This window comes from Rothia sp. L_38 (assembly GCF_050689125.1).
In the GTDB taxonomy this organism is placed as follows: Bacteria; Actinomycetota; Actinomycetes; order Actinomycetales; family Micrococcaceae; genus Rothia.
Genome location: NZ_JBOEQD010000006.1, coordinates 140,727 through 167,564, shown reverse-complemented (window position 1 = coordinate 167,564; position 26,838 = coordinate 140,727). Strand labels below are relative to the sequence as shown.

General features: G+C 62.0%; 23 protein-coding genes. 8 read left to right on the top strand and 15 right to left on the bottom strand.

All coding sequences use genetic code 11. The features are described from left to right. Positions 1-21 precede the first annotated feature (21 nt). Genes mmsB through ACRCJM_RS06435 form a run of 3 tightly spaced genes read right to left on the bottom strand, consistent with a single transcriptional unit; the run spans position 22 to position 3,004 of the window. Positions 22-951, bottom strand: coding sequence for a 3-hydroxyisobutyrate dehydrogenase (mmsB, locus tag ACRCJM_RS06445; protein WP_431464262.1), 930 nt, complete (start codon positions 949-951; stop codon positions 22-24). A gap of 54 nt (positions 952-1,005) precedes the next feature. Further along, positions 1,006-1,767, bottom strand: a complete 762-nt coding sequence (locus ACRCJM_RS06440) for an SDR family oxidoreductase (RefSeq protein WP_431464261.1) — start codon at positions 1,765-1,767, stop codon at positions 1,006-1,008. Positions 1,768-1,798: 31 nt separating this feature from the next. Next, positions 1,799-3,004: an acyl-CoA dehydrogenase family protein gene (locus tag ACRCJM_RS06435; RefSeq protein ID WP_431464260.1), complete on the bottom strand. Its 1,206-nt coding sequence runs from the start codon at positions 3,002-3,004 to the stop codon at positions 1,799-1,801. Between the two features lie 288 nt (positions 3,005-3,292). Between ACRCJM_RS06435 and ACRCJM_RS06430 the strand changes: the two genes are divergently transcribed. Further along, complete coding sequence (locus ACRCJM_RS06430) at positions 3,293-5,062, top strand: AMP-binding protein (protein WP_431464259.1); 1,770 nt, start codon at positions 3,293-3,295, stop codon at positions 5,060-5,062. 107 nt (positions 5,063-5,169) lie between these two features. Here the strand turns inward: ACRCJM_RS06430 and ACRCJM_RS06425 are convergent, their stop codons facing one another. Continuing rightward, positions 5,170-6,255 (bottom strand): enoyl-CoA hydratase/isomerase family protein, encoded by a 1,086-nt coding sequence (locus ACRCJM_RS06425; RefSeq protein ID WP_431464258.1) that lies wholly within the window; start codon positions 6,253-6,255, stop codon positions 5,170-5,172. 12 nt (positions 6,256-6,267) lie between these two features. Beyond that, on the bottom strand, positions 6,268-7,767 hold the full coding sequence (locus ACRCJM_RS06420) for a CoA-acylating methylmalonate-semialdehyde dehydrogenase (RefSeq protein ID WP_431464257.1): 1,500 nt from the start codon (positions 7,765-7,767) through the stop codon (positions 6,268-6,270). A 202-nt stretch (positions 7,768-7,969) separates the two neighbouring features. On the opposite strand from ACRCJM_RS06420, the gene paaA reads away from it, so the two are divergent. The 6 genes from paaA to ACRCJM_RS06390 all read left to right on the top strand — a co-directional run bounded on the left by paaA (position 7,970) and on the right by ACRCJM_RS06390 (position 12,749). Continuing rightward, positions 7,970-8,992 carry a 1,2-phenylacetyl-CoA epoxidase subunit PaaA gene (gene paaA / locus ACRCJM_RS06415; protein WP_377127032.1) on the top strand — a complete coding sequence of 341 codons (1,023 nt, stop codon included), beginning with the start codon at positions 7,970-7,972 and terminating at the stop codon, positions 8,990-8,992. A 2-nt stretch (positions 8,993-8,994) separates the two neighbouring features. Then, positions 8,995-9,306, top strand: a complete 312-nt coding sequence (gene paaB, locus ACRCJM_RS06410) for a 1,2-phenylacetyl-CoA epoxidase subunit PaaB (protein WP_135013116.1) — start codon at positions 8,995-8,997, stop codon at positions 9,304-9,306. After that, positions 9,303-10,130, top strand: a complete 828-nt coding sequence (paaC, locus tag ACRCJM_RS06405; protein ID WP_431464256.1) for a 1,2-phenylacetyl-CoA epoxidase subunit PaaC — start codon at positions 9,303-9,305, stop codon at positions 10,128-10,130. The genes paaB and paaC overlap by 4 nt, the downstream gene beginning before the upstream one ends. 175 nt (positions 10,131-10,305) lie before the next feature. Next, on the top strand, positions 10,306-10,797 hold the full coding sequence (gene paaD / locus ACRCJM_RS06400; protein WP_431464283.1) for a 1,2-phenylacetyl-CoA epoxidase subunit PaaD: 492 nt from the start codon (positions 10,306-10,308) through the stop codon (positions 10,795-10,797). A gap of 16 nt (positions 10,798-10,813) precedes the next feature. After that, entirely contained in the window at positions 10,814-11,965 is a 1,152-nt protein-coding gene (gene paaE / locus ACRCJM_RS06395) for a 1,2-phenylacetyl-CoA epoxidase subunit PaaE (protein ID WP_431464255.1), read from the top strand. 13 nt (positions 11,966-11,978) lie between these two features. After that, positions 11,979-12,749: an enoyl-CoA hydratase/isomerase family protein gene (locus ACRCJM_RS06390; protein WP_431464254.1), complete on the top strand. Its 771-nt coding sequence runs from the start codon at positions 11,979-11,981 to the stop codon at positions 12,747-12,749. A 438-nt stretch (positions 12,750-13,187) separates the two neighbouring features. Here ACRCJM_RS06390 and ACRCJM_RS06385 read toward each other — a convergent pair whose 3' ends face one another. From ACRCJM_RS06385 to ACRCJM_RS06355, 7 genes are all read right to left on the bottom strand, one after another. After that, a complete protein-coding gene (locus ACRCJM_RS06385; RefSeq protein WP_431464253.1) occupies positions 13,188-14,555 on the bottom strand; it encodes a PD-(D/E)XK nuclease family protein in 1,368 nt (455 codons plus the stop codon). Between the two features lie 437 nt (positions 14,556-14,992). Further along, positions 14,993-15,799 (bottom strand): HpcH/HpaI aldolase family protein, encoded by an 807-nt coding sequence (locus ACRCJM_RS06380; protein WP_431464252.1) that lies wholly within the window; start codon positions 15,797-15,799, stop codon positions 14,993-14,995. Beyond that, entirely contained in the window at positions 15,784-16,569 is a 786-nt protein-coding gene (gene hpaH / locus ACRCJM_RS06375; protein ID WP_431464251.1) for a 2-oxo-hept-4-ene-1,7-dioate hydratase, read from the bottom strand. The genes ACRCJM_RS06380 and hpaH overlap by 16 nt, the downstream gene beginning before the upstream one ends. Positions 16,570-16,578: 9 nt before the next feature. Beyond that, a complete protein-coding gene (gene hpaD, locus ACRCJM_RS06370; RefSeq protein ID WP_431464250.1) occupies positions 16,579-17,685 on the bottom strand; it encodes a 3,4-dihydroxyphenylacetate 2,3-dioxygenase in 1,107 nt (368 codons plus the stop codon). Positions 17,686-17,763: 78 nt separating this feature from the next. Beyond that, entirely contained in the window at positions 17,764-19,281 is a 1,518-nt protein-coding gene (gene hpaE, locus ACRCJM_RS06365) for a 5-carboxymethyl-2-hydroxymuconate semialdehyde dehydrogenase (protein ID WP_431464249.1), read from the bottom strand. Positions 19,282-19,327: 46 nt separating this feature from the next. Then, positions 19,328-20,002 carry a GntR family transcriptional regulator gene (locus ACRCJM_RS06360; protein WP_431464282.1) on the bottom strand — a complete coding sequence of 225 codons (675 nt, stop codon included), beginning with the start codon at positions 20,000-20,002 and terminating at the stop codon, positions 19,328-19,330. 46 nt (positions 20,003-20,048) lie between these two features. Further along, entirely contained in the window at positions 20,049-21,569 is a 1,521-nt protein-coding gene (locus ACRCJM_RS06355; protein WP_431464248.1) for a fumarylacetoacetate hydrolase family protein, read from the bottom strand. Positions 21,570-21,802: 233 nt separating this feature from the next. Here ACRCJM_RS06355 and ACRCJM_RS06350 point away from each other — a divergent pair, with 233 nt between their 5' ends. Beyond that, entirely contained in the window at positions 21,803-23,698 is a 1,896-nt protein-coding gene (locus tag ACRCJM_RS06350; RefSeq protein WP_431464247.1) for an FAD-binding monooxygenase, read from the top strand. A 152-nt stretch (positions 23,699-23,850) separates the two neighbouring features. Here ACRCJM_RS06350 and ACRCJM_RS06345 read toward each other — a convergent pair whose 3' ends face one another. The 3 genes from ACRCJM_RS06345 to ACRCJM_RS06335 all read right to left on the bottom strand — a co-directional run bounded on the left by ACRCJM_RS06345 (position 23,851) and on the right by ACRCJM_RS06335 (position 26,640). Beyond that, on the bottom strand, positions 23,851-24,246 hold the full coding sequence (locus tag ACRCJM_RS06345) for a hypothetical protein (protein ID WP_326503739.1): 396 nt from the start codon (positions 24,244-24,246) through the stop codon (positions 23,851-23,853). A 68-nt stretch (positions 24,247-24,314) separates the two neighbouring features. Beyond that, on the bottom strand, positions 24,315-24,980 hold the full coding sequence (locus tag ACRCJM_RS06340; protein WP_431464246.1) for a hypothetical protein: 666 nt from the start codon (positions 24,978-24,980) through the stop codon (positions 24,315-24,317). Between the two features lie 58 nt (positions 24,981-25,038). Further along, entirely contained in the window at positions 25,039-26,640 is a 1,602-nt protein-coding gene (locus ACRCJM_RS06335) for a PLP-dependent aminotransferase family protein (RefSeq protein WP_431464245.1), read from the bottom strand. Positions 26,641-26,838: the final 198 nt, after the last annotated feature.

The window sequence follows — 26,838 nt, the reverse complement described above, 5'->3', positions numbered from 1 at the left end:
TTTCTCCTTGCTGTGGGCGGATTAGATACCGGAGACGGGTGAGCCGTCGGCCTCGCGAATGGCGTTAATGACATCTGAGAAGTCCTTGGTGCCACGCCCTTCTTCTACCAGGTGAGTATAGATATCTGCGGCGTGCTTGCCGAGTTCGCCGTTAACCCCTGCGGTGTCGAGGGCAGCAACTGCCAGGCCCATGTCCTTGCTCATGAGGGCGGTAGCGAATCCCGGTTCGTAGTCGCGGTTAGCGGGCGACCCGGGCACGGGACCGGGCACCGGGCAGTTGACGTTGACCGCCCAGCAGTAGCCGGACGAAGTGGAAATGACGTCGTAGAGCACCTGGGCGTCGAGCCCCAGACGCTCGCCCAGCACGAAGGCCTCGGAGGCGCCCACCATGGTGATGCCCAGCAGCATGTTATTGCAGATTTTGGCGGCCTGGCCGGTGCTATTGGTACCGCAGTGCACCACCTTCTTGCCCATCACCTCAAGCAGGGGGCGCACCTGCTCTACGTCCGCCTCAGCGCCACCCACCATGAAGGTGAGGGTGCCCTGTTCGGCCCCCACCATACCGCCGGAGACCGGGGCATCGACGGCCCGCATGCCGGCCTGCACAGCTAGGTCGGCTGCCTGGCGGGCGTGCTCTACCTCGATGGTGGAGCAGTCCACGAAGAGGGTGCCGGGCTTGGCCGCAGCTAGCAGACCTCCCTGCCCCTCGCGTCCGCCGTAGGCTCCCAGAACGTGCTGGCCAGCAGGCAGCATAGTGATGACGATATCGGCCTGGGCAACGGCTTCTTCACCGCTGGCAGCGACCTGGATTCCGCGGTCACGGGCGGCATCGAGCGCTGCGGGCACTAGGTCGAAGCCGTGCACGGTGTAGCCTGCAGAAACCAGGTTGGCTGCCATGTAGCCGCCCATGTGCCCCAGGCCGATAAAAGCGATAGTGGGTGTGGTGGTCATCTTCTTCTCCCTTATAAGGTGGGCTATTCTGTCTCGTCGGTTCCGGGGTGCGGCCTAGCGGGGGGCCATGCGCAGGGCGCCGTCCATGCGGATTGTTTCGCCGTTGATGTAGTCATGCTCGGCGATAAAAACAGCCAGGTCGGCGTATTCAGCGGGGGCCGCGAGGCGCTGCGGGAAGGGTACGTTTTGAGCGAGTTCTTCGCGGAACTCTTCGGTAATGCCAGCCATGAGCGGGGTGTCCACGATGCCCGGGGCGATAGTGTTCACGCGAATTCCTGAGCTGGCCAGATCTCGGGCCGCGGGTAGGGTCAGGGCTACGACCCCGCCCTTTGATGCCGCGTAGGCTATCTGACCAATCTGCCCCTCATAGGCGGCGATAGAGGCGGTGTTGATAATGACGCCCCGCCCGGCTGTGCCTTCCACCGGCTCCTGGGCGGCCATCAGGGCCGCCCCGGCCGTGAGCACATTGAACGTGCCGTTGAGGTTAATGCTGACGGTTTTAGCGAAGAGGGCGGGGTCGTGCGGCCCCCTTTTGGAGAGGACGCGGGCCCCCGGGGCGATACCGGCGCAGTTGACTACGGTACGCAGGGGGCGCTCGTCCTGCCCCACCCGTTCGAAGGCAGCTTCAACGGCAGCGTAGTCGGTGACGTCGCCGGGCAGGAAGGTGACGCCCTCAACCTCCCCGGCCTTCTCGATACCGGCGGGAAGGTCGAGGCCGTAGACGTACACGCCGCGGGCAACCAGGGCGCGGGCGGTTGCTGCTCCGATACCCGAGGCTGCGCCCGTGACCAGGGCGGTGGTGTTGGTGAGATCCATGGTGCTCTCTTTCAGGTGGGAGGTGAGGGTTTTAGACGAAGGCTGAGTAGCCGGTCAGGGCCCGGCCCACGATGAGGGAGTTGATTTCGTAGGTGCCCTCGTAGGTGTAGAGGATTTCGGCGTCCCCAAAGAACTTGGCCATCTCGTAGTCGGTGGTCATGCCGTTGCCACCCTGGATTTCCCGGCCCAGCCAGGCGCTCTGCCGGGCCAACTTGGTGGTGGTGGCCTTGGCCATGGCGGCGTGAACCATATCGAGGGTTCCGTTTTCTTGCATGCGGGCGCAGTTCATCATGAGCCCCAGGGCTGCCTGGGTGTTGCTCATAATTTCTGCGATGTTCTTTTGGATGAGCTGGAACTTAGCCAGGGGCTTGCCGAACTGCTGGCGGGTGATGGCGTAGTCGCGGGCGATATCGAAGATACCCAGCTGAATACCGTAGCCCTGCCAGCCCACCCAGGCGCGGGAGTTGCGCAGCATCTCGTTGGCGGCGTCGAAGTTGACGGCCCCGGGCAGGTGGGCGCTAGCGGGCACCTTCACGTCGGTGAGGGTGATGTGGGCGTTCTGCATGACGCGCAGGCCGATTTTGTTGCGAATTTTCTCGGCCTCATAGCCGGGGGCGTCGGTGGGTACGATGAAGGCCTTAATCTGCTGGTCGGCGGTATCACGGGCCCAGACCAGGGCGAAGTCGGCGATGGTACCCATGCCAATCCAGCGTTTTTCGCCGTTGATGACCCAGTTTTCGCCGTCAAAGGTGGCACTGGTTTCGAGGCCGCCGGCGATATCGGAGCCATGGTCGGGCTCGGTCAGGGCAAAGGCGCCGGTGAGTTCAAAGCTTTCGAGTTTCGAGAGCATCTCAGCTTTCTGCTCGTCAGAGCCGAGAATATTGATCATCCCGAGCACCAGCTCGTTGTGAATACCGACCAGGGCTGAGAGCGAGACGTCCACCCGGGTCACTTCTGCGTAGACCAGACCGCGGAAGAGCCAGGAGGTGCCGCTGGTTTCGAGGCGAGCCAGCCCCACCTCGGCCATGCCTTCGAGCAGGTGCAGGGGGAATTCTTCGGTGTTCCAGTAGTCAACGATTTGGGGGCGTACTTCTTCTTGCAGGTAGGTGCGGATGCGCAAGAACCACTCTTTTTCGTGGTCGGGCAGCAGGTTGAGGACGCCGAAGGGGTCGATGTCGGGGAAGGGCAGGGGCTTTTCGGGTGGGTTTTTGACCATTCCGCGGATGTGGGTGTTCATAGGGTAGCTCTCCTGTGCAACGTCGTCGTGTGCAACTCACGGGCGGGGTTCACCCGCACTTTTTGTGTGAGTCAAGCCATATTTAGCTCTGAATGTACTCCACCTTGGGGGCTGCCGGGTAGCTTTTGAGGGAATTAATTGGTTCGTTACGCACAGACAGGCTTGCTGTCGTTGATTTTTCCACAGGGTCTTGGCAGGGGTGCCACCCCTCCCCTATAGTGACTCACAGCACCCTATCGTGACCCATGCCACTATTTTTGTGTGGTTTATTGCCGAAAGAGGTTACTCATGAGCGTTACCGAAGAGTTCCGCACCATTCGCGATCAGCTTGTCGCCCTGCGCGAGGACTATGCCGCCGCGCGCGAACAGTTCACCTGGCCCCGGTTTGAGCATTTCAACTTCGCCCTCGACTGGTTTGATCAGGTAGCTGCTAGCGAGGAACGCAAGGACGCCCCCGCCCTGATTATCGCGGAACAAGACGGTTCCAGCGTGAGCGTGAGCTATGCAGAAATGTCTCAGCGCTCATCACAGGTAGCCAACTGGCTACGGTCGGTAGGCGTGAAGCGCGGTGACCGGGTAATTCTCATGCTGGGCAACCAGGTGGAGCTCTGGGAGCTCATGCTGGCCGGTATCAAACTAGGCGTTATTCTCATACCCTCCACCGAGATGCTTGAACCCGTTGATCTCGATGAACGCATTAGCCGTGGCACGGTTGAGTGGGTGATTACCAACAGCAAGAACGCGCCCAAGTTCGAGCGGGTTGAAGGTAACTTCACCGTGATTGAAACAGACGGTAAGACTGAGGGGGCCCTGACCAAGCACCCCCACCTGAATTACCTGGACGCGGCGTCCGCTCCCACCGATTTCACCCCGGATGTCCCCACCCGGGGCGACGAGCCCCTGCTCTGGTACTTCACCTCGGGCACCACCTCACGGGCCAAGATGGTGGAGCACACCCACACCTCCTACCCGGTGGGCCACCTTTCGACCATGTACTGGATTGGTATGGGCCCCGGTGACGTGCACCTGAATGTGGCTTCACCCGGCTGGGCCAAGCACGCCTGGTCCAACATTTTTACCCCCTGGATTGCTGAGGCAACCGTCTTTATCTACAACTACTCCCGCTTCGACGCTGCCGCCCTCATGCAGAACATGGAAAAGTTCGGGGTCACCAGCTTCTGCGCCCCGCCCACCGTCTGGCGCATGCTCATTCAGGCTGACCTGAGCCAGCTGGCAACCCCGCCCACCAAGGTCGTTGCCGCAGGTGAACCGCTGAACCCCGAAGTAATTTCCAAGGTGAAAACCGCCTGGGGTGTGGATATTCGAGACGGCTTTGGGCAGACCGAGTCCACCGTGCAGATTGCCAATACACCCGGCCAGCCCATCAAGATTGGTGCTATGGGCAAGCCCCTGCCCGGCTACGACATTGTGCTGATTGACCCGGCTACCGATGAGATTTCTGAAACCGAGGGTGAGATTTGCATCCGCCTGGGCGATGCCCGCCCACTGGGCCTCATGACCCAGTACAAGGGGGACCCCGAAAAAACCGAGGACACCATGCGCGGGGGCTTCTACCACACCGGCGATATTGCCGAGCGGGACGAGAACGGGGTGCTCACCTATGTAGGCCGTGCCGACGACGTCTTCAAGGCCTCCGACTACAAGCTCTCCCCCTTTGAGCTGGAGTCCGTGGTCATTGAGCACCCGGCTGTGGCTGAGGCTGCGGTCGTGCCGTCACCCGACGAGATCCGCCTGGCTGTGCCCAAGGCCTACATTGTGCTGGCCGCTGGGCATGAGCCAACGGCTGAGACCGCGAAGGATATTCTCAAGTACGCCCGCGACCACCTGGCTGCCTACAAGCGGGTGCGCCGCATCGAGTTCTACGAGCTGCCCAAGACTATTTCGGGCAAGATTCGCCGTGTGGAACTGCGGGCCCGTGAGAACGAGTTCCACGGCCGCCACGGCGAGAAGACCGCAGCAGCTCTGGCCGCCCGCACCACCACCGAGGGCTACGGCCACGAGTTCGCCGACACGGACTTCCCAGACCTCAAGGGCTAGGCGAGCTATCTTTCTCTACAACGAATGTGACTCATATTCCCAAGCGGGCGTTAAAACAACACCCTTTCGGGAATATGAGTCACATTCGTGGTGGGGTAACTGCGTCTTTAGGCTAGCCCCAGCTCCCCCGCCTTCGTGGGGGTGAAGAAGGCCAGGATGCTCTCGCGCGAGACCTCCGCCAGGCTGGCAGGGGACCACTGCGGGTTGCGGTCCTTATCGACCACCTGGGCCCGGATACCCTCGCGCATATCGTGATGGGCCAGGGCGTTACAGGAGGTCACAAAGTCCTGGTTCAGGGTTTCTGCCAGGCTCTGGCTACCGGCCCGGCGCACGGCCTCCAGGGCCACCTTCATGCCGGTCGGCCCATTCTTCTGCAGGGCCGCCAGAACCGTACCGGCGAACTCGGCGCCGTCCGCCCCCGAATCAGCCACCGCCTGGACCTTCTCAAGGATCTCCTCAACGGTATCGGCGGCAAAAGCACCCTCAATCCAGTGGGCGTTCTCCACGAGCTGGGAGGGAGGTGCGTCAGCTGCAAAGCCCTCGATAACGCGGGTGACGGCGTCCGCCCCCTCGACCTTCTCAAGGGCAGCGACCAGGTCATCAAGCTTCTCAGACGGCACGAAATAATCAGCCATGCCGACGGCGAGCGCGTCCGCCCCGGTCACGTGCAGGCCGGTGACGGCCATGAGGGTGCCCAGGTTCTGCGGGGCGCGGGCCAGGATGTTGAGGCCGCCCACGTCGGGGCAGAAGCCGATGACGGTTTCGGGCATGCCGGTGCGGGTGCGTTCGGTGACGATGCGGTGGGAGCTATGGGCTGAGACGCCCACGCCGCCGCCCAGCACCAGGCCGTCCATGAGGGAGATGAAGGGCTTGGGGTAGCGGGAAATACGCAGGTCCAGGGTGTATTCCACTCGGAAGAAGTCCACGCCCTGATCTGGGTTTTCGCCGGTGGCCTTGTAGAGGGCTACCACGTCACCGCCTGCGCAAAGACCCCGTTCACCGGCGCCGCGCAGGAGCACGGCGGTGATGCCGGCGTCCTGTTCGAAGTCGTCCAGGGCTGCGTTCATCAGCTCCATCATCTCGGCGTTGAGGGCGTTGACCGCGCGCGGGCGGTTGAGGGTGATAACCCCCAGGCTGCCGCGCTTTTCGGTCAGGACGCTCTCGGTCGGCTGGGTGCCGGGCGTATCGGTCACGGTGGGCCTCCTTTAGTTGCCGGTGGGCATGACGAAGCTGGCGCCCTCTTTAATGCCTGAGGGCCAGCGGGATGTTACCGTCTTGGTCTTGGTGTAGAAGCGGAAGGCGTCGGGCCCGTGCTGGTTGAGGTCGCCGAAGCCGGAGGCCTTCCAGCCGCCGAAGGTGTAGTAGGCGATCGGCACGGGGATCGGCACATTCACACCTACCATACCCACATCGACGCGGCGGGCGAATTCGCGGGCGGTATCACCGTCGCGGGTGTAGATGGCAACGCCGTTGCCAAACTCGTGGTTGGTGGGCAGGGCCAGGGCATCTTCAAAGTCATCGACGCGCACCACGGAAAGGACGGGGCCGAAAATTTCTTCGCGGTAGATGGACATATCGGTGGTGACCTTATCGAAGAGGGTAGCGCCGACGTAGTAGCCGCCCTCGTGGCCTTCGACCTTAACGCCGCGTCCGTCCACCAGTAGCTCAGCGCCTTCCTTCTCCCCGGCGGCGATATAGCCTTCGATGCGTTCGAGGGCGCTGGCCGCAACGACGGGGCCGAAGTCTGCCTCGGGGTCAAGGGCGTGGCCGACCTTGAGGGTCTTGGTGCGCTCGACCAGCTTTTCAACCAGGGCGTCAGCGGTGGCCTGGCCAACGGGCACGGCCACCGAGATAGCCATGCAGCGTTCACCGGCAGAGCCGAAAGCTGCGCCGATTAGGGCGTCGGCCGCCTGGTCGAGGTCTGCGTCGGGCATGATGATCAGGTGGTTCTTGGCACCGCCGAAGCACTGGGCGCGCTTGCCGGTGCGGGCGGCGTGCTCGTAGATGCTCTGGGCGATGGGGGTGGAGCCAACGAAGCCGACGGCCTTAATGCGGGGGTCATCGAGCAGGGTATCAACGGCCTCCTTATCGCCGTTGACCACGTTGAAGATGCCGTCGGGCAGGCCGGCCTCGGTCCAGAGCTCAGCCAGGCGCAGGGGCACGGAGGGATCACGTTCTGAGGGCTTAAGGACGAAGGCGTTACCGGCTGCGATTGCGGGGCCGCACTTCCAGAGGGGAATCATGGCCGGGAAGTTAAAGGGGGTGATACCAGCGACCACACCCAGGGGCTGACGCATGGAGTACACGTCGATGCCAGTACCTACGGAGTCGGAGTATTCGCCCTTGAGCAGGTGGGGGGCGGCGGTGGCAAATTCGACGACGTCAAGGCCGCGCTGGATATCACCGTGGGCGTCGGCTACGGTCTTGCCGTGTTCGAGCGAAAGCATCTCGGCCAGTTCGTCGGCGTTCTGGTTGACCAGGTCCACGAAGCGGTGCAGAATACGGGCGCGCTTCTGGGGGTTGGTAGCAGCCCACTTGGCCTGGGCTTCTGCGGCGTTGGCGATAACATCGCGCACCTCGTCAGCGGACGCCAGGGGCACCTGGGCCTGCACCTGGCCGGTGCTGGGGTTGTAGACATCGGCGAAACGACCTGAGGTTCCGGGGCGATGGGCGCCGCCGACGTAGTGGGTTAACTGCTTCGTCATCGAAGCCTCCTTCCATGAGGGCGCACAGATTTCTGTGCATCAGCTCACACGATACAGAAAAATTAGACGGGTGCATAGAGGCCAATCCCAAGATTACGCTTGACCATGATGCGCTCAAGACTATATTCTGAACGAACGGTCAGTAATTAGCGCAGATGGGGCTGCCTCGCCCCGAGCAGCCCGCACCCGCAAGGAGCCAGACATGACTTCAACGACGAAGAACCCCGACCTCTCCCCCGTCGCCGACGCCCCCGCCCAGGCGGGCGAGAACGTCCTCAACGAAGAAGCCGAGCAGGCCTACTTCGACAAGCTCATCGCCGACGACTCCCGCGTCGAACCCCGCGACTGGATGCCCGAAAAGTACCGCAAGACCCTCACCCGCCAGGTCTCCCAGCACGCCCACTCCGAAATCATCGGCATGCAGCCCGAAGCCAACTGGATTACCCGCGCCCCCTCCCTCAAGCGCAAGGCCATTCTCATGGCTAAGGTGCAGGACGAAGCCGGTCACGGCCTCTACCTCTACTCCGCTGCCGAAACCCTCGGCACCCCCCGCCACATCCTCAATGAGCAGTTGCTCGAAGGCCGCGCTAAGTATTCCTCTATCTTTAACTACCCCGCCCGCACCTGGGCAGATATGGGTGCTATCGGCTGGCTGGTCGACGGGGCCGCTATCTGCAACCAGGTGCCCCTCTGCCGCGCCTCTTACGGCCCCTACGGCCGAGCCATGGTGCGTATCTGCAAGGAAGAATCCTTCCACCAGCGCCAGGGCTGGGAAATCCTCTACGAACTCTCCCACGGCACCCCTGCCCAGAAGAAAATGGCCCAGGACGCCGTCAACCGCTTCTACGGCCCCGCCCTACAGATGTTTGGCCCGCCGGACGCCGACTCCCCCAACTCCCAGCAGTCCATGGCCTGGAACATCAAGCGCTTCTCCAACGACGAACTACGCCAGCGCTTCATCGACATGCTGGTCCCCCAGGCAGAGGCCCTCGGCCTCACCCTGCCCGACCCCGACCTCAAATGGAACGAAGAACGCGGCCACTACGACTACGGGCCCCTGGACTGGGACGAGTTCAACTCCGTCATCTCGGGTAACGGCCCCTGCAATGTCCAGCGCATGCAGCGCCGCCGTGCCGCCCACGAAGAAGGGGCCTGGGTGCGCGAAGCCGCCGCCGAATACGCCCGCAAAACCGCAGAACAGCACTCCGAACTGCTAGGAGCCTAACCATGACCGAGAACATCGCCCATCTGCCAGAATCCAACGAATGGCCCCTCTGGGAGGTCTTCGTCCGCTCATCCCGCGGCCTCTCCCACGTGCACGCAGGCTCCCTGCACGCCCCCGACGCCACCATGGCCCTGCGCAACGCCCGCGACCTCTACACCCGCCGCAACGAGGGCACCAGCGTCTGGGTTGTACCCGCCGAAGCTATCCTGGCCTCCGATCCCGACTCCAAGGGCGGCTTCTTTGAATCATCCCAGGGCAAGAGCTACCGCCACGCCACCTACTACACCAAGAGCGAAGGGGTAAAGCACCTATGAGTTACGCATCCTTCGAATCAGCGACCCGCCACAGCGAGGGCGAATCCATCGTCGCCGAAGATATCGCAGCTTCCGGTGTGCAGGCCAGCGAAGAGGTAGCCCGCTACGCCCTGGCCCTGGGCGACGACGCCCTCATGCTGGGCCAGCGCCTGGCCCACTGGATTTCCCGGGCCCCCGAACTCGAAGAAGACATCGCCCTGGGCAACATCGCCCTCGACCTGATCGGCCACGCCCGCTTCTTCCTCACCTACGCGGGTACCGCCTGGGGTAAGACCGAGGACGATCTGGCCTACTTCCGCGACGAAGAAGAGTTCCGCTCAGCCCGCCTGGCAGAACAAGAAAACGGTGATTTTGGGCAGACCATCGCCCGCCAGCTCATCTTCAGCTACTACCAGTACGAGCTCTACTCAGCCCTGGTGAAGTCTGAAGACCCCACCCTGGCCGCCATCGCAGCCAAGGCCCTCAAAGAGGTCGCCTACCACCAGGACCACGCCACCGCCTGGGCTCTGCGACTGGGCATCGGCACCGAAGAATCTAACCGCCGCATGCAAGAGGGCCTCTACTACATGTGGCCCTACATCGACGAACTCTTCTACGACTTCGACGACGCAGCGGCCCTACCGGGCATCGCCGTGCTCCCCTCCACCCTGCGCGAGAACTTCGAAAAGCGCCTGCACGCCATCATCGAAGAAGCCCAGCTGAAGGTACCCGACGTGCCCCAGGCCCGCGGCGGCGACCGCTCCGGCGTCATGAGCGAGGCCCGCGGCCACATCCTGGCAGAAATGCAGGTCCTGGCCCGCGCCCACCCCGGCGCCACCTGGTAATTCCCAGTAGGCCAGCACAAGGAGGTGCCCCGTGAATAGCCGCAGCAACCGTCCGCCCCACCAGCACCAGGGCGACTCTCTCACCAGCGAGCAGGCCAGCGCCGGAGTCGACTTCAGCTTTGGCTTCGACGCCGACTCCGGCTACACCGCTCCAGCCCTAGAAACCGAGAGCTCTGTGCCCGCCCCGGCCGGTTCTGACTCCGCCTTATGGGAACTTGCCGCCCGCGTAGCCGACCCCGAAATCCCAGTTCTCTCCACCGCAGACCTCGGGATTCTGCGGGCCACCCGCTACGAGGGCGACCAGCCGGTGGTTGTCATCACCCCCACCTACTCCGGCTGCCCGGCCATGGACGCTATCACCACCAACGTCCGCCGGGTCTTCACCGACCAGGGCTACCCGGCCCCGCGCGTTGAAACCGTCCTCTCCCCCGCCTGGAGCACCGACTGGATGAGCGAGGCCGGCAAGGCCCGCCTTGCCGAGTACGGCATCGCCCCGCCCACCGGCACAGCTGCCGCGGGCCCCGTAAGCCTGGGTCTGGCCGTCAAGTGCCCCCGCTGCCACTCCCTGGCCACCCGCGAACTCACCCGCTTCGGCTCCACCTCCTGCAAGGCCCTCTACCAGTGCCAGGCCTGCTCCGAGCCCTTCGACTACTTCAAGATTCACTAGACCCGAGGAAGACGCCATGACCGACACCAGCACCCGCCGCCGCGCCACCTTTAACACGCTGACCGTGGCGGGCGTCCGTAAACTCACCAAAGACTCCGTTGAAGTCACCTTCGCTGTGCCCGACGAACTCGCCGCCGACTACGACTACCTGCCCGGCCAGTACGTCGCCCTACGCGCCCAGATTGACGGGCAAGAAGTCCGCCGCTCCTACTCCATCTGCGCCGAGCCCGTCCCCGGCGAAATCCGCGTGGCCATCAAACGCGACTTCGGCGGCCTCTTCTCCAACTGGGCCAACGACACCCTCGAACCCGGCTACCAGATTGACGTCATGAACCCCCAGGGTGCCTTCGTCTCCAAGAGCACCATCACCAGCCTCAACGACCCCGACAAAATCGCTGAGGACGCCGCCGCGGCAGGGGGTGAGCACATGGTCGCCTTCGCCGCCGGTTCCGGTATCACCCCCATCATCGCCATCGCCCGCACCGTGCTCAAAGCCAGCCCCACCAGCACCTTTGACCTGGTCTACGCCAACAAGTCCGCCATGGACGTCATGTTCGCCGAAGAAATCGGCGACCTCAAGGACCGCTACCCCACCCGCTTCGCCGTCCACCATGTGCTCTCGCGTGAACAGCGGATCAATCCGCTCATGAGCGGCCGCATCGACGATGAGAAGCTCAACGCTATCTTGGACCACGTCATTCAGGTGGACAAGGCCGACGAGTGGTTCCTCTGCGGCCCCTTCGAGCTGGTGCAGCTCTGCCGCGACACCCTAGCCGAGCGCGGTGTGCGCGAGGACGACGTCCGCTTCGAACTCTTCACCACCGGCAAGCCTGAAGCCCCCGCAGGCCAGCAGGGCCGGGCCGTGGAAGCTGACCCGTCTGGTGCCAACTACGCTATTTCCTTCAACCTGGACGGCACCTCGTCCTCCGTTGAGTCCCCCATCTCTGCCAACGAAACCATTCTTAACGCCGCCCTGCGCGTGCGTGCTGATGTGCCCTTCGCCTGTGCCGGTGGCGTCTGCGGAACCTGCCGCGCCAAGGTTGTTTCAGGTGACGTGAAGATGGAAGAAAACTACGCCCTGGAAAAGGACGAGGTCGAGGCCGGCTACATTCTCACCTGCCAGACCCGCCCCTGCTCCGACGCCGTGACCGTGGACTTCGACGCTTAGGAAGGGTGTAGCCTTGATTGATTTGACCATTGAGGGCGCCGTTGCCGAGGTTGTGCTGAACGCCCCCGAAAAGATGAACGCCGTGAACGAGGCTGCCCTGGCCGAGCTTTCTGCCGCCTACGACGAGGCGGCTGCGGCAGGCGTCCGCGCCCTGCTTCTGCGCGGGGAGGGGCGCGGTTTCTGCGCCGGGCGCGACATCGCCGGTCTGGTGCCTGCTGAGGACGACGCCTACGGCTACCTGGCCGGTCAGGTAACCCCGCTGCTGAAGAAGATAAGCACCTTCCCTGCCCCGACTTTCGCGGCGGTGCAAGGCCCCTGCCTGGGCGTTGGGCTGGGTCTGGCTATTGCGACGGACGTGGTCTATGTGGCTGAGAACGCCAAGATTGGCTCCCCCTTTGCCAATCTGGGCGCCACCCTGGATTCTGGTGGGCACGCCCTCTTTGTGGAGCGGCTGGGTGCCCACCGGGCCCTGGACCTGATTTATACGGCTGACCTGATTTCTGGGGCTGAGGCGGTGGCTGCTGGGCTCTTTAGCCGGGCTGTTCCCGCCGAGGAGCTCTTGGACTTTACCCGCGAGAAGGTGGCCAAGGTGGCGGCTGGGGCAACCGGGGCCTTTGTGGCATCGAAGCAGCTGGTGGCCCAGGTGCGCGACGCCCGGGTGGGCCTCTGGGAGTCTATTGAAGCTGAGAACAAGGCCCAGGGCGACCTGTGCTCCTCTGCGGACTACGCCGAGGGGTTCGCGGCTTTCACGGAGAAGCGGACGCCGGTTTTTCGGGGTAAGTAGCTTTTTATCGAGAGTAAGAGAAAACTTCATGAGTACGTTCTTTGCACGTGCTCATGAAGTTTTTTCTTACTTTCACCGAGGAGCAAGGACGCTGGATTCAGCCCTAGTAGCCCACGTCGGCGGAGCCGTTATCTACCTGACAGGTTCTACTCCTTATGAATAAGCCGCCTCATTGACGGAAGTGTGCGCGAATCTTCAGACCCTAATATTGGGGCTGATTTCCTCATACTCTTAGGTATGCATCCTGCCCCTGATCTTTGCTGTAGCCAGGGCTATTACTTACTGCTCTGGTCTCGAAGAAACAAGCACGGTAGAACCTGCGCCGAGGTACTTCCACTCATCGGTTTGGCCTACCGGGGACACCGCTGTCAACAGTTATCCACCGGGTAAAAGCCCACTCTTTTGTCTCAGAGGGTAGGCTGTTTCTCTACCCTAGGACTAGGAAGTTAGCTGCTTCTTGCGTTCCTTGATGGACTCAGCCAGGTACTTAGGCAGGCTGTCCAGGAAGTGCTGCACCTTTTCCTCGGAGGTGAGGAAGTCTGCTACATCCTCAATACCGAGGCAGGAGTAGCTCTTGTGCTGAAGCAGATCCCGAATATCAATCCGGAAGTTATCGGGGTTGAGGCGCACGCCCACAGGTTCCTTTTTCTCTGCATCAAGATGATACATATCGATATGTATTCCGTCGTTGGGGAAAATGGTCTTGCGTTCCTTGTTCTTTTGGTTCTTTTTGGCCTTGCCGCTAGAGAGATAAATACTGTAGAAGTAGTCTGCATCGGCCAGCTTCAAGCGCACGCCCTGACCGGGGTGCCGGGTTGATTGTGCCTTCTTATAGATAAAGTCATCGAATTCTTCCCCCAGGAGTTCCTTGAGTTCCAAGGTCTTTTCAGCGTCAGTGAGCTTTTTAAAAATCATCCCGGCGAGTTTCTGTGCTACAGGTGAGGGGGTATGATCTTGGAGACTGATATTATCCAGAATCAGACTAATAGCTTCTACCAGGTAACGCTTTTGAATATCCTGTGGAAGCTTCCGTTCAATGTCCTCTCTGAACTCATCGCTTTCACCTTCAAGATAGCTACTGAATGCTACTAGCTGTCCCCGGACCTCCTTGAAGCCGTAGCTCTCAACGATTTCCCGAACATTAGAGTCATGATTTTCGATTGATTTCTTCACGTCCCAGCGGAAATCACGAATAATCTTGGCTGTGTCCAAAGACTCCGCAGCCTGCTCAAGATCGATTAGGAGTTCGGAGAGCTGCTCAAAACTGAGAGTCTTATAGTGCTGGAGGTAGTCCTTGTCCTTGTTCCTATCGGTCTTTTCAGGCGGATTTCCAGCAATGGTGAGGTAGATAAAGTGATTCTGGTAGTCGGGGTACTGTTTGTGGATTGCGTCAAAATACTTCTCTAACTGAGAGTCGTACTCGCCAGAGCTGTGCTCCGTTGCATAGTGCTTTGCCTCAATGGTTAGGGTCAGCTTGGGGTCTTCAGAGACAAAGAGAATATCGAGATTGGCCAAAGCCTCGGTTTCTGTTTTAGTTTTCTTAAGGTCCATTAGAGGTAGACCTTCACCCTTGATTTCCTTCATCAAGGCCTTGAAGAACCTGTCCTTCAGCCCGTGGTTTTCAGTCGGGTCCAGAAGCCATCGCAGCATACGGGAATAGCGGGTCTCGTAGGACTTACGGCCATATTCAATAATGGACCAGAAGTTAGGGACCCGGTCGGCATGAATACGGCGGTGGATTTCCTTGTTCTTGTAAAAATCTAAGACTTTCTGGACAACTTCTTCAGAGATAGCGGTAGACGACACAGTGCTCCCCTCCTAGATTGAATATTTACTTTCATCATTCTAGGTATTAGGCGGGCGCAGATTCAGCCCGCCCACAGATATTTCAAAAATAACGCTGAGGTTTATTCAAAAATCTGGGGCGAAGCATACTCTCAACGAAGCTACTTACGCGATGGCTGGTGTGAATCACCCTATGAGCTTCATGTTACATGTGTGAAAAGTAGAGTTAGTAGTCAGTCCAAAAAATATCCTGCATCGGCACATAAGACTTCTTGATGAGCGAGTAAAACCAAATCATGACTTCCAGGCCATTCCTGCCCCGTTCATCTAGTCATATGGAAAGTAATCGTCACCACCTGAGGTTCACCACCCACCAGATTATGTTCCAGCAAGTAACCCTCAAAGGCAGCCAGAGGCATATCCTGGGTAGACTCCATCAATCCTTTCTGACTAGGTACCTAGTATCCTACGTCGGCGGAGCCGGGGGTGGCGTCCTGGACAAAGCGGGCAGCCAGCTTCTTAGACTCTAAAGCCAGAAGCTGCACGTCAGCAGCCACCAGAATAAAATCAGCACCGGCAGCCAGGTAGTCCTCTGCCTGCGCCGGGTCAAAGGCATTCACGCCAACCTTCACCCCGGCAGCACGAGCTATCTCGATAACCCGCTTCACGGCATCCACCACCTGCGGGTGGTTCTGCTGGCCCAGCAACCCCATCGAGGCAGCCAGGTCTGAGGGCCCGATGAAAACCCCGGCCAGGCCGTCCACCGCACAAATCTCTTCAGCATTCGCCACGGCAGCCGCCGACTCAATCTGCACAAAAAGCGAAATGTACTTCTCGGCCTCAGTCAGGTAGCCGGGCACCCCGCCCCAACGGGCTGAACGGGACAGGGCAGACCCCACCCCGCGCACCCCCGCCGGGGGGTAACGGGTAGCAGCGACCGCGTCCTGGGCCATCTGGGCAGTATCGACCATGGGAATGAGCAGGTTCTGGGCACCGGCGTCCAAGAACTGCTTAACAGCGACAACGTCCAGGGAGGGCAGGCGCACCATTGTCTGCACCGGGTAGGCGGCCATGACCTGCAGAAGCTGCTGCACAGTCTCCAGGCTGACAACCCCGTGCTCACCGTCAATGAGCAGCCAGTCCAGGCCGGAGCCCGCGCAGATTTCAGCGGCCACCGGCGAACCCGAGCAAACCCACATGCCCGCTGCCGGGCGGCCCAGGGTCTGTAGGTACCGACCGAAAGGGGGCTCTAGACGAAGCGACATGTTACTGCCCCTAAGTCCCCGTAGTCGGCGTGGACGGTATCACCCAGGTGCACCCACATGGGCTTGGTGAAAGAACCGGCCAGAATAATCTCACCGGCTGTGAGGGAATCCCCGTGGGCAGCCAGCTTGTTGGCCAGCCAGGCAACACCGTTGGCCGGGTGGTTAAGGACGGCGGCGGCTACCCCGGTATCTTCAATCTGCTCGTTGCGGTAGAGCAGGGCTGAAACCCAGCGCAGGTCAATAGAGGCCGGGTCAACCGGGTTGCCCCCGTAGACCATGGCGCCCAGGGCAGCGTTGTCGCTGATGGTGTCGACGATGGTGCGGCCCTCCATCTCGATGCGGGAGCTCAGAATCTCTAGGGCTGGAACCACATATTCGGTGGCCCGCAGCACGTCGAAAATAGTGACGTTGGGGCCGGTCAGGTCGTCCTTGAGCACAAAAGCCAGCTCAACCTCAATACGCACGTTGGAGTACTGGGAGTGCTCGATAACCGAGCCGTTTTCGTAAACCTGGTCGGCGAAAATCGCCCCGTAATCGGGTTCGGTAATGCCGGTGGCCTCTTGCATAACCTTGGAGGTCAGCCCGATTTTGCGGCCGATAAGGCGGCGGCCAGCAGCCTCGCCCCGGGCCCGCCACATGTTCTGCACCGCGTAGGAGTCCTCAACGGTCATGTCGGGGTAGGTGGCCGTCAGGCGCGGAATCATGGTGCGATTGGCCTCGGCCTCGGCCAAGTCATCAGCAATTTTGGTGAGCTGTTCTTTGGTGAGCATAGAAAACCCCTACAGCTGGTGCCCCAGCTTGTATTCGCCCTTCTTCCAGTCGGGCATGTCTTCTTCGCCTGCGCGGGTGTAGGAGAAGCCGTCGGCGCCGATGGTTTGTTCCATTTCGGAGTCATCAGTGCGCTCTACCAGGGGTACCAGGTTGCCGTCGAGGTCGAGCACGCGGGAGGCGTCGGTGTACCAGGAGGGGACAACGGGGGTGCCCCACCAGTCGCGGCGCTGGTTGTCGTGGACATCCCAGGTGACGCGGGGGTTGTCGGGGTCGCCGGTGTAGTAGTCCTGGGTGTAGATTTCGACGCGGTGGCCGTCGGGGTCGCGTAGGTAGAGGTAGTAGGCGTTGGAGACGCCGTGGCGGCCGGGGCCGCGTTCGATGTGGTCGGAGAGACGCAGGGCGCCGAGCTTGTCGCAGATGGCGATGATGTTGTGCTTTTCGTGGGTGGCAAAGGCGACGTGGTGCATGCGGGGGCCGTCGCCGCCGGTCATGGCGGTGTCGTGGACGGTGGGCTTACGGCGCATCCAGGCGGCGTAGGAGGTGCCGGCTTCGTCCTGGATGTCTTCGGTGACGCGGAAGCCGAGGTCTTCCATGTATTCGATGGCTTTGGGGACGTCGGGGGTGACCTGGTTGAAGTGGTCGAGACGGACGAGGGCGCCGGGGGTGTGGAGTTCGTAGCGCCAGGCTAGGCGTTCGACGTGGTCGACGTCGTAGAAGAATTCGTAGGGGAAGCCGAGGGGGTCGAGCACGCGCACGGAGTCGCCGAGGCCTTTGACGAAGCCGTCCTTCTTGCGGCGGACGTCGCAGCCGCGGGCGGTGTAGAACTTTTCGGCTTTGTCGAGGTCTTCGGGGGTGCGGACGCGGTAGGAGAAAGCCGCCACAGCCGGAACGTCACCCTTGCGCAGGATCAGGTTGTGGTGGATGAATTCTTCCAGGGAGCGCAGGTAGATGGTGTTGTCGTCTTCTTCGGTAACGACCAGGCCGAGCACATCGACGTAGAAGTTGCGGGAGCGTTCGAGGTCGGTGACGACCAGTTCCATGGAGGCGCAGCGGACGATGTCGGGGGCGTTCTCGTCGGGAACGATGACGGGGTAGTCAACAAAGGTAGGTGACATGGGTTTTTGCTTTCTTGGGTGGGGCGGACGCCGGGAGGCTACGGTGCGCACCCGGCGGCCGCGGAGGTGGGGTGGGTATTAGTCGGCCTTGCCGAAGACGGGGTTGTGGACTTCGCCGAGGTTGATGTGGACGGCCTGCTGGTCGGTGTAGAAGTCGATGGAGCGGTAGCCGCCTTCGTGGCCGAGGCCGGAGGCTTTGACGCCACCGAAGGGGGTTCGGAGGTCGCGGACGTTGTTGGAGTTAAGCCAGACCATGCCTGCTTCGACGGCCTGGGAGAAGTTGTGGGCGCGTTGCAGGTTGGAGGTCCAGATGTAGGCGGCGAGGCCGTACTTGGTGTTGTTGGCGAGTTCTAGGGCTTCTTCGTCGGTGTCGAAGGGGGTGATAGCGACGACGGGGCCGAAGATTTCTTTCTGGAAGATTCGGGCGTCGGGGGCGACGTCGGCGAAGACGGTGGGGGGGACGAAGTTGCCTTCGGGGAAGTCGGCGGGGCGTTCGCCTCCGGCGACGAGGCGGGCTTCGGTCTTACCGATTTCTACGTAGGACATGACCTTTTCGTAGTGTTCGGGGTGCACCAGGGCGCCGACTTCGGTGGCGGGGTCTGAGGGCAGGCCGACCTTGACGCGCTTGGCCTGGGCAGCATAGCGTTCGACGAATTCGTCGTAGATGCTGCGCTGGACCAGGATGCGGGAGCCTGCGGTGCAGCGTTCGCCGTTGAGGGAGAAGACGCCGAAGATGGTGGCGTTGATGGCGGTTTCGAGGTCGGCGTCTTCGAAGACGATGGCCGGGGACTTGCCACCGAGTTCCATGGAGAGGCCCTTGAGGTAGGGGGCGGCGTTGGCGAAGATGATTTGGCCGGTCTTGGATTCGCCGGTGAAGGAGATGAGGGGGACGTCGGGGTGCTTGACCAGGGCGTCACCTGCGGTTTCACCGAAGCCGTTGACCAGGTTGAAGACGCCTGCGGGTAGGCCTGCTTCTTCGAAAATTCCGGCCCAGAGGGAGGCCGAAAGGGGGGTGAATTCAGCGGGCTTGAGGACGACGGTGTTGCCGGTTGCCAGGGCGGGGGCTAGCTTCCAGGACTCCAGCATGAAGGGGGTATTCCAGGGGGTGATCAGGCCGGCGACGCCAATGGGCTTGCGGTTGACGTAGTTGACCTGGCGGCCGGGGACCTTGAAGGCGTCGTCGGTCTGGGCGACGATGAGGTCGGCAAAGAAGCGGAAGTTTTCGGCGGCGCGACGGGCCTGGCCCTTGGCCTGGGTGATGGGCAGGCCGGAGTCGAAGGATTCCATCTGGGCAAGGGCGTCCTCGCGGGATTCGACGATGTCGGCAATCTTCATGAGCACGCGGGCGCGTTCGCGGGGAAGCATGCGGGGCCAGGGGCCTTCGGTGAAGGCTGTGCGGGCGGCGGCGACGGCAGCCTCAATGTCTTCTTTCTTGCCCGAGGCAGCCTGGATATAGGGCTGGTTGGTGACGGGGTCGAGCACGTCGAAGGTTTCGCCGTCGATGGAGTCGACGAACTGGCCGTTGATGTAGTGCTGGATACGCTCGGGAAGGCCGGCGGGCTTAGCAGGTGAGGGGGTGGTTTCAGTGGTGCTCACGGGTAACTCCTTTGTACGGTGTGAGGGGCGGACGCCGGTGGGCTGGTTATACCGGCTCGGGGATGGTGCTGAGGTAGCTAGTGAGGGTCGCTTGGCGATGTTCTCTCACGGCCTGTTCAATGGCCTGGGCTGACTCGCCACGGTCGATGAGGTCAATGATTCGTTCGTGTTCTGCCACCGATTCGGCAGCGCGGCCGGGCACGAAAGAGAAGGTTGATTCGCGCAGGTTGCCGAGGCGGTTCCATTCGCTCCCGACCAGGTCTACGAGGTGCTGGTTGGGGCAGCGGTGGGTAAGAACCTGGTGGAACCGGTGGTTGAGGTCGGTGAAGGTTTTGGGGTCAAAGTCTTCAAGGAGGGTGGCAAGCTGCCGGTTGTAGTCGCGAGCCGCAGCAATGTCTTCAGCGGTCAGGTGGGGCAGGGCTAGGGCGGTGGCTGCCCCTTCTAGAATGCCAAGGGTTTGCATGCTCTCCACGTAGGCGGAGCTATCAACCATGGCGACCCTGGCACCTACGTTCCGTTCGAAGGTGACCAAGCCTTCTGCTTCAAGCTGGCGGATAGCCTCTCGCACAGGAACCACCGACATATCGAGTTCACGGCCGATAGAGGCCAGCACCAGGCGGTGGCCAGCTGCAAAATCGCCGTTCACGATTTTTTCGCGGACCCAGGTGTAGGCAGTCTCGGCTTTAGATAGACCCTTCTCGTAGTTGAGGGTCACCTGCATGGGCTGCCCGGGGTAGAGATCGATGTTCACGGTGGTTCCTAGCGGGTTAGGGCTGAGCTGGTGGGTTCTGAGCTAGCCAGGCTTTGTATTTTTCTTTCCAGCTACCGGTGGGTGGGAAGAGCCCATCGACGGGGTGACCGGCTGCAACCTGTTCGGCGACCCAGGCGTCCTCCTGTTCTTTTTCGAAGGCGGCTTGGGCAACTTCGGCTGCGATAGCGGGCGGGATGACGATGGCTCCGTCGTCATCACCAACGATGATATCGCCAGGCAGGACGGTGGCGTTTCCACAGGCCACCGCCACATCGACTTCCCAGGGCACGTGTTTACGCCCCAGAACAGCGGGGTGGGGACCCTGGGTGAAGACGGGCAGGCCGATTTCTTTGACAGCCGCGTAGTCGCGCACCCCGCCATCGGTGATGACGCCGGCGGCCCCGCGTCCTTTCGCCCTCAGGGCCAGGATGTCGCCCAGGGTGCCGGAGCCGGACTCCCCGCGGGCCTCAATGACGATAATTTCTCCTTCGGCCACCTCGTCAAAGCAGCGTTTTTGGGCGTTGTAGCCACCGCCGTGGGCCTTAAAGAGGTCTTCGCGGTTGGGCACAAAGCGCAGGGTTTTGGCGGTGCCAACGATTTTGGTGCCGGGGGTCTGGGGGTAGACGCCCTCAATAACGACGTTGTTGAGACCGCGAGCGCGGAGCTGGGCCGATAGACCGGCAGTGGGTACGGCCTGCAGGAGGCGGCGGAGTTCGGGGGTCAGAGCGGACGCGGCCTGCAAGTTTTCTTGTTCTTCCAGCGGGGGGAACCCGGCAGCTTCGCGGGAGCCCCAGGCCTCTTCGGTCTGCTTTTCGTCAACGGCGGGTAGAGTGCCGATGGACTCGTTGAAGTCGCCTCGACCTGCGATAACGGGGGTAACGAGACGGCCCGAGGTGGGGGCTCCGGGGGCGGTGGGGGCGTCTACTTCCACTTCGACGACATCGCCGGGAACAATGACGGAGGAGCCTGCGGGGGTGCCTGTCAGGATGACGTCGCCGGTTTCGAGGGTCATGTGCTGGGAGAGGTCGGCGACGAACCGGGAGAAGGGGAAGATCATGTTGGCCGCGGCGGTGTCGTCCTGCTGTACGAGTTCGCCGTTAACCCAGGTGCGGATGCGTAGCTGGTCTTCTGACACCGTACGGGCGTCGATGAGGCCGGGGCCAAGGGGGGTGTAGCCGTCACGGCCCTTGGACCGCACGTTGGAGCCCTTGTCGGCGGGGCGGTAGTCGTAGATACCCAGGTCGTTGGCGGCAGTCACATAGGCGACGTGGTTCCAGGCGTCTTCGAGGGAAACGTGGCGGGCAGGGGTGCCGATGACCAGGGCAATTTCTCCCTCAAAGGCAAGGAGTTCGGTACCCTCCGGACGCTCAACGGGGGCACCGGAGCCGGCCAGGGAGCTGGTGGGCTTGAAGAAGTAGGAGGGCTGAGCCGGACGCCGCCCGCGCTGAGCTGCACGCGATTCGTAGGCCACGTGCACGGCGATAATCTTGCCGGGTGTGACGGGAAGGGAATCTCGGTTGGAGGGGGTAGCAGTCATGGAGTCTCCTCGTTGAGCTCTATCAACCTTGTCTGAAATCGTATATCATTTTCACACACTAGCAAGTAACTCACGTCACAGCAAGGGGTTTTTGCAAAAGCTTACAGCCACCCCGCGATAAGTCTCAGACAACCCTTGCCGCCCCCACTGCATATCGTATATGATTCAGAGCAAGTGTCACCCATCACATCTTTGCTGGGGTGCAGCGCCGCACCCACTCCCTAAGGAGCACCATGCATTTCCACCACAACGGCTACATTTCCCGCGACCCCCGCCTTGAAGACCCAGCAGGCTACGGCATCAACCGCGCAGATGAACTACCAGAGACCATGGACGTCCTCATCGTCGGCTCCGGCCCCGCTGGCATGATTGCCGCCGCCCAGCTCTCCCAATTCCCCCAGATCAACACCCGCATCATCGAACGCCGGGCAGGCCGCCTCGAACTCGGCCAAGCTGACGGCATCCAGGCCCGTAGCGTCGAAACCTTCCAGGCCTTCCGCTTCGCCGAAGAAGTAATCCGCGAGGCCTACCACATCACCGAAACCAGCTTCTGGAAACCCGACCCTGCCAACCCCGACAACATCGTCCGCACCACCCGCACCCCCGACGACCCCCACAACATCAGCGAATTCCCCCACCTCATCATCAACCAGGCCCGCATTCTCGACTACTTCGCCGACTTCGCCCGCAACTCCCCCGGCAAAATCACCCCCGATTACGGCATTGAGTTCCTCGGGCTCACCATTGAAGAAGACCACGACTACCCCGTGAAAGTCACCGTCCGCCATACGACCGGCGAACACTACGGCGAAGAACGCACCGTCCGCGCCAAGTACGTCATCGGCTGCGACGGAGCCCGCTCCGGCGTCCGCAAGTCCATTGGCCGCACCCTCTCAGGCGACGCCGCCAACCACGCCTGGGGCGTCATGGACGTCGTCGTCAATACAGACTTCCCCGACTGGCGCATGAAGTGCGCTATCACCTCTACCAAGGGATCTATCCTGCATATCCCTCGCGAAGGCGGCCACCTGGCCCGCGTCTACGTTGACCTGGGCGAAGTCCCCCTCGACGACAACCATGCCGTACGCTCCACCCCCATTGAAGAAATCATCGACCGCGCCAACGCCATCTACCACCCCTACTCTATCGACGTGAAGAACGTGGCCTGGCACTCGGTCTACGAAGTCGGCCACCGCCTCACCGACCACTTCGACGACGTTGATACCTGCGACCGCGGTACCCGCACCCCCCGCGTCTTCATCACCGGCGACGCCTGCCACACCCACTCAGCCAAGGCAGGCCAGGGCATGAACGTCTCCATGCAGGACGGCTTCAACATCGCCTGGAAGCTTGGCCATGTGCTCTCAGGACGCGCCCCCGAAGCCCTGCTCGACACCTACTCCGGCGAACGTCAGGAAATCGCCCAGAACCTGATTGACTTCGATAAAGAGTGGTCCACCCTCATGGCCACCAAACCCGAGGACCTACCCAGCCCCGAATATCTTGAAGAGTTCTACGTGAAAACCGCCGAGTTCCCGGCCGGTTTCATGACCGAGTACAAGCCTTCCCTCATCACCGGCGGTACCGAGCACCAGCACCTGGCTGAGGGCTTCCCCGTGGGCAAGCGGTTCCGTTCAGCCCGTGTGAACCGCCGCGAGAACGCCTACCCCCGCCACCTGGGGCATGAAGCAGTAGCTGACGGCCGCTACCGGCTCTACGTCTTCGCCGATGCTGCACACCCGGCGTCCGCCGAGTCAAAGGTCAAAGAGCTCAGCGACTTCCTTATCAGCGACCCCGCTTCCCCATTTGTCCGTTACCGGGCTGAGGGGGCTGACTTCGACGCCCTGATTGAGCCGGTAGTGATTTACCAGCAGAACTACACCGAGTTCGAGACCACCGATACCCCCGCGGCCTTCCGGCCCCTGGTGGGCACCTATCAGCTTGAGTACTGGGAGAACATCTACTGCGCCCTACCCGATGAAGACATCTTCGAAGAGCGCAAACTCTCCCGGGACGGTGTAGTGGTAATCGTGCGCCCCGACCAGTACGTGGGTGCAGTCCTGCCCCTCACCGACCACACCGCCCTGGCGGCCTACTTCGACGGAGTCTTCATCGACCCCGAGATTTAGGGCGCCCCGAGGGATAGGGCAGTCCAAAGCCTAGGGCGCCCGGCACCTTAGGTCTTTAGAGCTTTAGAACCTCAGTGCCTCAACCATAAAAGGGCCGGGGCAGGTACCACCACTGGTACCCGCCCCGGCCCTTCTGCCTTACGGAATCAGTTTTATTGCTGGCCGTCCTGGGCAGCGTTAGCCTCGTCAATACGCTTGGCCAGGCGCTCCTTTTCTTCAGCCTCGCGGCGCTTGGCCTCGGCTTCGCGGCGAGCACGGGCCTCAGCGTACAGCTTGGCAGACGACCGGTTAATACCGGTACCCTCACCCAGCTCGGGGTCGTTGGGGCGCTCCACCAGAATGAGGGTTGCACACATGACCAGGGTGACCACAAAAACAGCACCAGCAACGGTCAAAGCCAGCACCACATTCGGGGTGTTATTTGTACCGCCGGTTGCAAAAACCACGATGCCCAAGAAAGCCACCAGGGCCAAGACCGCCGCAATAATCAGCGGACCGCGCACCTGCGCCTTAAACCCACGATTGGGTGATTCACTCTTCTGAGCCAAGACCATTCCTCCTGAAAACAAACTCTCCACCAGTCTACGGGGTGAGCACCACTTTTGCCCGACAGCCTCTAGCCGCGACGGGCGTCCGCGCGCAAAGACAGCGCACCAATCACCAAGAAAATACCGGCCACTAGGGCGCCACCACCGGCGGTTCCCATAATGGCCTTGTCACCAATCTCAGAGACCACAGGCAGGGCTGCCGCCGAAAGCGTCACGATAGCACCCTCAAGCTGCCAGTCGCGGGCCGCCGGGTTACTTGCCTTAGTACGCATACCGGCGAGCAGTTTGAGCACACCGGTCAAGCCCAGCACGCAGGCGGCAACCAGGGTTAGCCAGAACTCCCCGCGGGGGGCCACAAAAGCCAGCACGCCACCGGCCGCCTGCACCAGGGCGATGGAGGTAAAGGCCTGGGCCGAGCTGGCGTCCCCTACGCGGCGCAGGGTTTGGGCCGTCAGATAGGACGCCCCCGCATAGCCCAGCATGTAAAGACCCAGCATGACAGTAATGACGCCCAGGGTCGGTTGCTGCCAAAAGACCGTGGTGAGGCCGAAGGCCAGGAAAACCAGGGCGTGCACCAGGGTGGGGCCGGTGAGGGCGGCTGCCAGAACGGGATCCATAGGACGCTTGGGGTCCGGTTGCCGCCCGCCGGACGCATGGCGGGGGTCAGAGAGCTCGGAGTCGGTGCGCTGGGAATCGGAGTGCCGGGAATTGGAGTGCTGAGAATCAAAAGTCACCCCACCAGTCTAACCAGCCAAGCTGAAAGCCGCCGAGCCACAGGCAGCCTGTTACGTCCTAGCGGCCAGAATGGGCACCTAGACCAGCAGAGTAACCTTCCAACACCTGCCGCAAACCCTCTAGACCGAGAGCCAGCTTGCGGTCACTGACGGCCCCAAACCCAAGCACCAAGCCGTATAGGGCCTCGCCCGACTCAGCCCGCGCTGACCAGTAATCCCCCAGCGGGGCCACAAGCACGCCTTCTAGGCGGGCGGCCTCAACTAGTTCACCCTCAAGGCCCCTCCCCCGGGCAGAATCAATGCCGGGCAGGTGAAGAACCGCGTGCAGGCCGCCGTCCATGGGTAGCACCCGGGCACCATCCAAACCCTGCAGGGCGGTGAGTACCTGCTCCCGGCGTCCGCGGTAAACCCGGCGCATGCGCGCCGTATGGCGGCGCACCCCGCCCGCGGCGAGAAAGGCCGCCATGGCGTCCTGCACGACCGATGACACCGGGTTGCCTAAATCGGCACGCAGTTCTAGCAGGTCAGCCTGCAAGTGCCGGGGCACCACTACATAGCCCAGGTTTAGGCCGGGAGCCAGCATTTTCGCAAAAGACCCCAGTGTCACCACCCGGTCGGAGGCCCAACGGGCCGGGTGAGCCTCGGCCTCGCCCGGCAGAGGCGGGCGGTCAAGAGAAGCTAGAGCCGGCAGGGGGTCGCCCACATAGCGCAGCTCAGAATCGTAGTCGTCTTCAATCAGCAGGGCGTCATGGGCGCGCGCCCAGGCCAGCAATTCCAGGCGGCGCGCCAGCGGCATGGAAGCCCCCAACGGGTACTGGTGGCTGGGGGCTATAAGGACGAGGTCGGGCCGGTTAGGCCCCGTAGGCAGGTGGGCAGGGTTGAGGCCCTGCCCATCAACCTCAATCGGTAGGATTTCGTGACCAAAGGCAAGGGGTATGCGGTGCAGGGAGGGGTAGCCGGGGTTCTCCACCGCAATACGAAGTGGACGGTTGCGCACCCGGCGGCGCAGGGCGGTAAGAATCAGGCGGAAGCCGTCGCGGGCACCGGCAGTCACCAGTAGGTCGTCCGGGGTGCGCAGCACCGATCGCATGAGTCTCAGGTGCTCAGCCAGCTGCACCCGCAGTTCGTAGGATCCCGCCGGCGGGTGGGCAGTACCCGGGTTGGCAGCGGCCTGCCGCCAGGCAGCCCGCCAGGTGGAGCTTGCCACCAAGGAGGTATCGGGGCTGCCCGGGCGAAGGTCGATAACCTCGGGGGTAGCGGGGCGGACAAGACCGGTATTCGAGGCCGATAGACACGCGGACGCCAGCCCCGCCTCCCCGCCCACGGCGGCAGGACGCGAAGAGCCCACCTCCCCCACTGAAATAGTCGGCCGGGAAACCCCCGCAGCCCCCAGGGCGAGGTGGTCAGCTACGCGGGTGCCCCCGCGTCCGCTGGTTAAATACCCTTCGCCCACCAGCTGTTCATACGCAAAAACAACCGTTCCACGTGAAACATTCAGCCGCTCAGCCAGTGCACGAGTGGAAGGCAGCGGGTCACCCGCCACCAGAAAACCACCCAACACCAGGGTGCGAATCTGCTCAGCCACCTGCGACGGCAAAGAACCCGGCGCCGACCGCGATACGCTCACCGGCAACTGATCAAACCGTGAATACTCCGCCACGTTACCCTCCCCTGACATCAAAGCCGCGCTCCCCCGATATTAGCCCACCGGCGTCCGCACCCCACGAAACATGTCCACCACGAAAAATGCCCACCGCGAAGCACACGCGGCGGGCACTATCCCAAACACAACGAAAAGGGGCACCGGGCTGCTGGCGCCGGTACCCCTCTCGCATCAGATTCTTCCCAGGGAATCTGA

What these genes read in the sequence shown, in the direction of transcription:
- mmsB (WP_431464262.1), bottom strand. Translation starts at nt 951, where the DNA reads ATGACCACCACACCCACTATCGCTTTTATCGGCCTGGGGCACATGGGC.
- ACRCJM_RS06440 (WP_431464261.1), bottom strand. Translation starts at nt 1,767, where the DNA reads ATGGATCTCACCAACACCACCGCCCTGGTCACGGGCGCAGCCTCGGGT.
- ACRCJM_RS06435 (WP_431464260.1), bottom strand. Translation starts at nt 3,004, where the DNA reads ATGAACACCCACATCCGCGGAATGGTCAAAAACCCACCCGAAAAGCCC.
- ACRCJM_RS06430 (WP_431464259.1), top strand. Translation starts at nt 3,293, where the DNA reads ATGAGCGTTACCGAAGAGTTCCGCACCATTCGCGATCAGCTTGTCGCC.
- ACRCJM_RS06420 (WP_431464257.1), bottom strand. Translation starts at nt 7,767, where the DNA reads ATGACGAAGCAGTTAACCCACTACGTCGGCGGCGCCCATCGCCCCGGA.
- paaA (WP_377127032.1), top strand. Translation starts at nt 7,970, where the DNA reads ATGACTTCAACGACGAAGAACCCCGACCTCTCCCCCGTCGCCGACGCC.
- paaB (WP_135013116.1), top strand. Translation starts at nt 8,995, where the DNA reads ATGACCGAGAACATCGCCCATCTGCCAGAATCCAACGAATGGCCCCTC.
- paaC (WP_431464256.1), top strand. Translation starts at nt 9,303, where the DNA reads ATGAGTTACGCATCCTTCGAATCAGCGACCCGCCACAGCGAGGGCGAA.
- paaE (WP_431464255.1), top strand. Translation starts at nt 10,814, where the DNA reads ATGACCGACACCAGCACCCGCCGCCGCGCCACCTTTAACACGCTGACC.
- ACRCJM_RS06380 (WP_431464252.1), bottom strand. Translation starts at nt 15,799, where the DNA reads ATGTCGCTTCGTCTAGAGCCCCCTTTCGGTCGGTACCTACAGACCCTG.
- hpaH (WP_431464251.1), bottom strand. Translation starts at nt 16,569, where the DNA reads ATGCTCACCAAAGAACAGCTCACCAAAATTGCTGATGACTTGGCCGAG.
- hpaD (WP_431464250.1), bottom strand. Translation starts at nt 17,685, where the DNA reads ATGTCACCTACCTTTGTTGACTACCCCGTCATCGTTCCCGACGAGAAC.
- ACRCJM_RS06360 (WP_431464282.1), bottom strand. Translation starts at nt 20,002, where the DNA reads ATGCAGGTGACCCTCAACTACGAGAAGGGTCTATCTAAAGCCGAGACT.
- ACRCJM_RS06355 (WP_431464248.1), bottom strand. Translation starts at nt 21,569, where the DNA reads ATGACTGCTACCCCCTCCAACCGAGATTCCCTTCCCGTCACACCCGGC.
- ACRCJM_RS06350 (WP_431464247.1), top strand. Translation starts at nt 21,803, where the DNA reads ATGCATTTCCACCACAACGGCTACATTTCCCGCGACCCCCGCCTTGAA.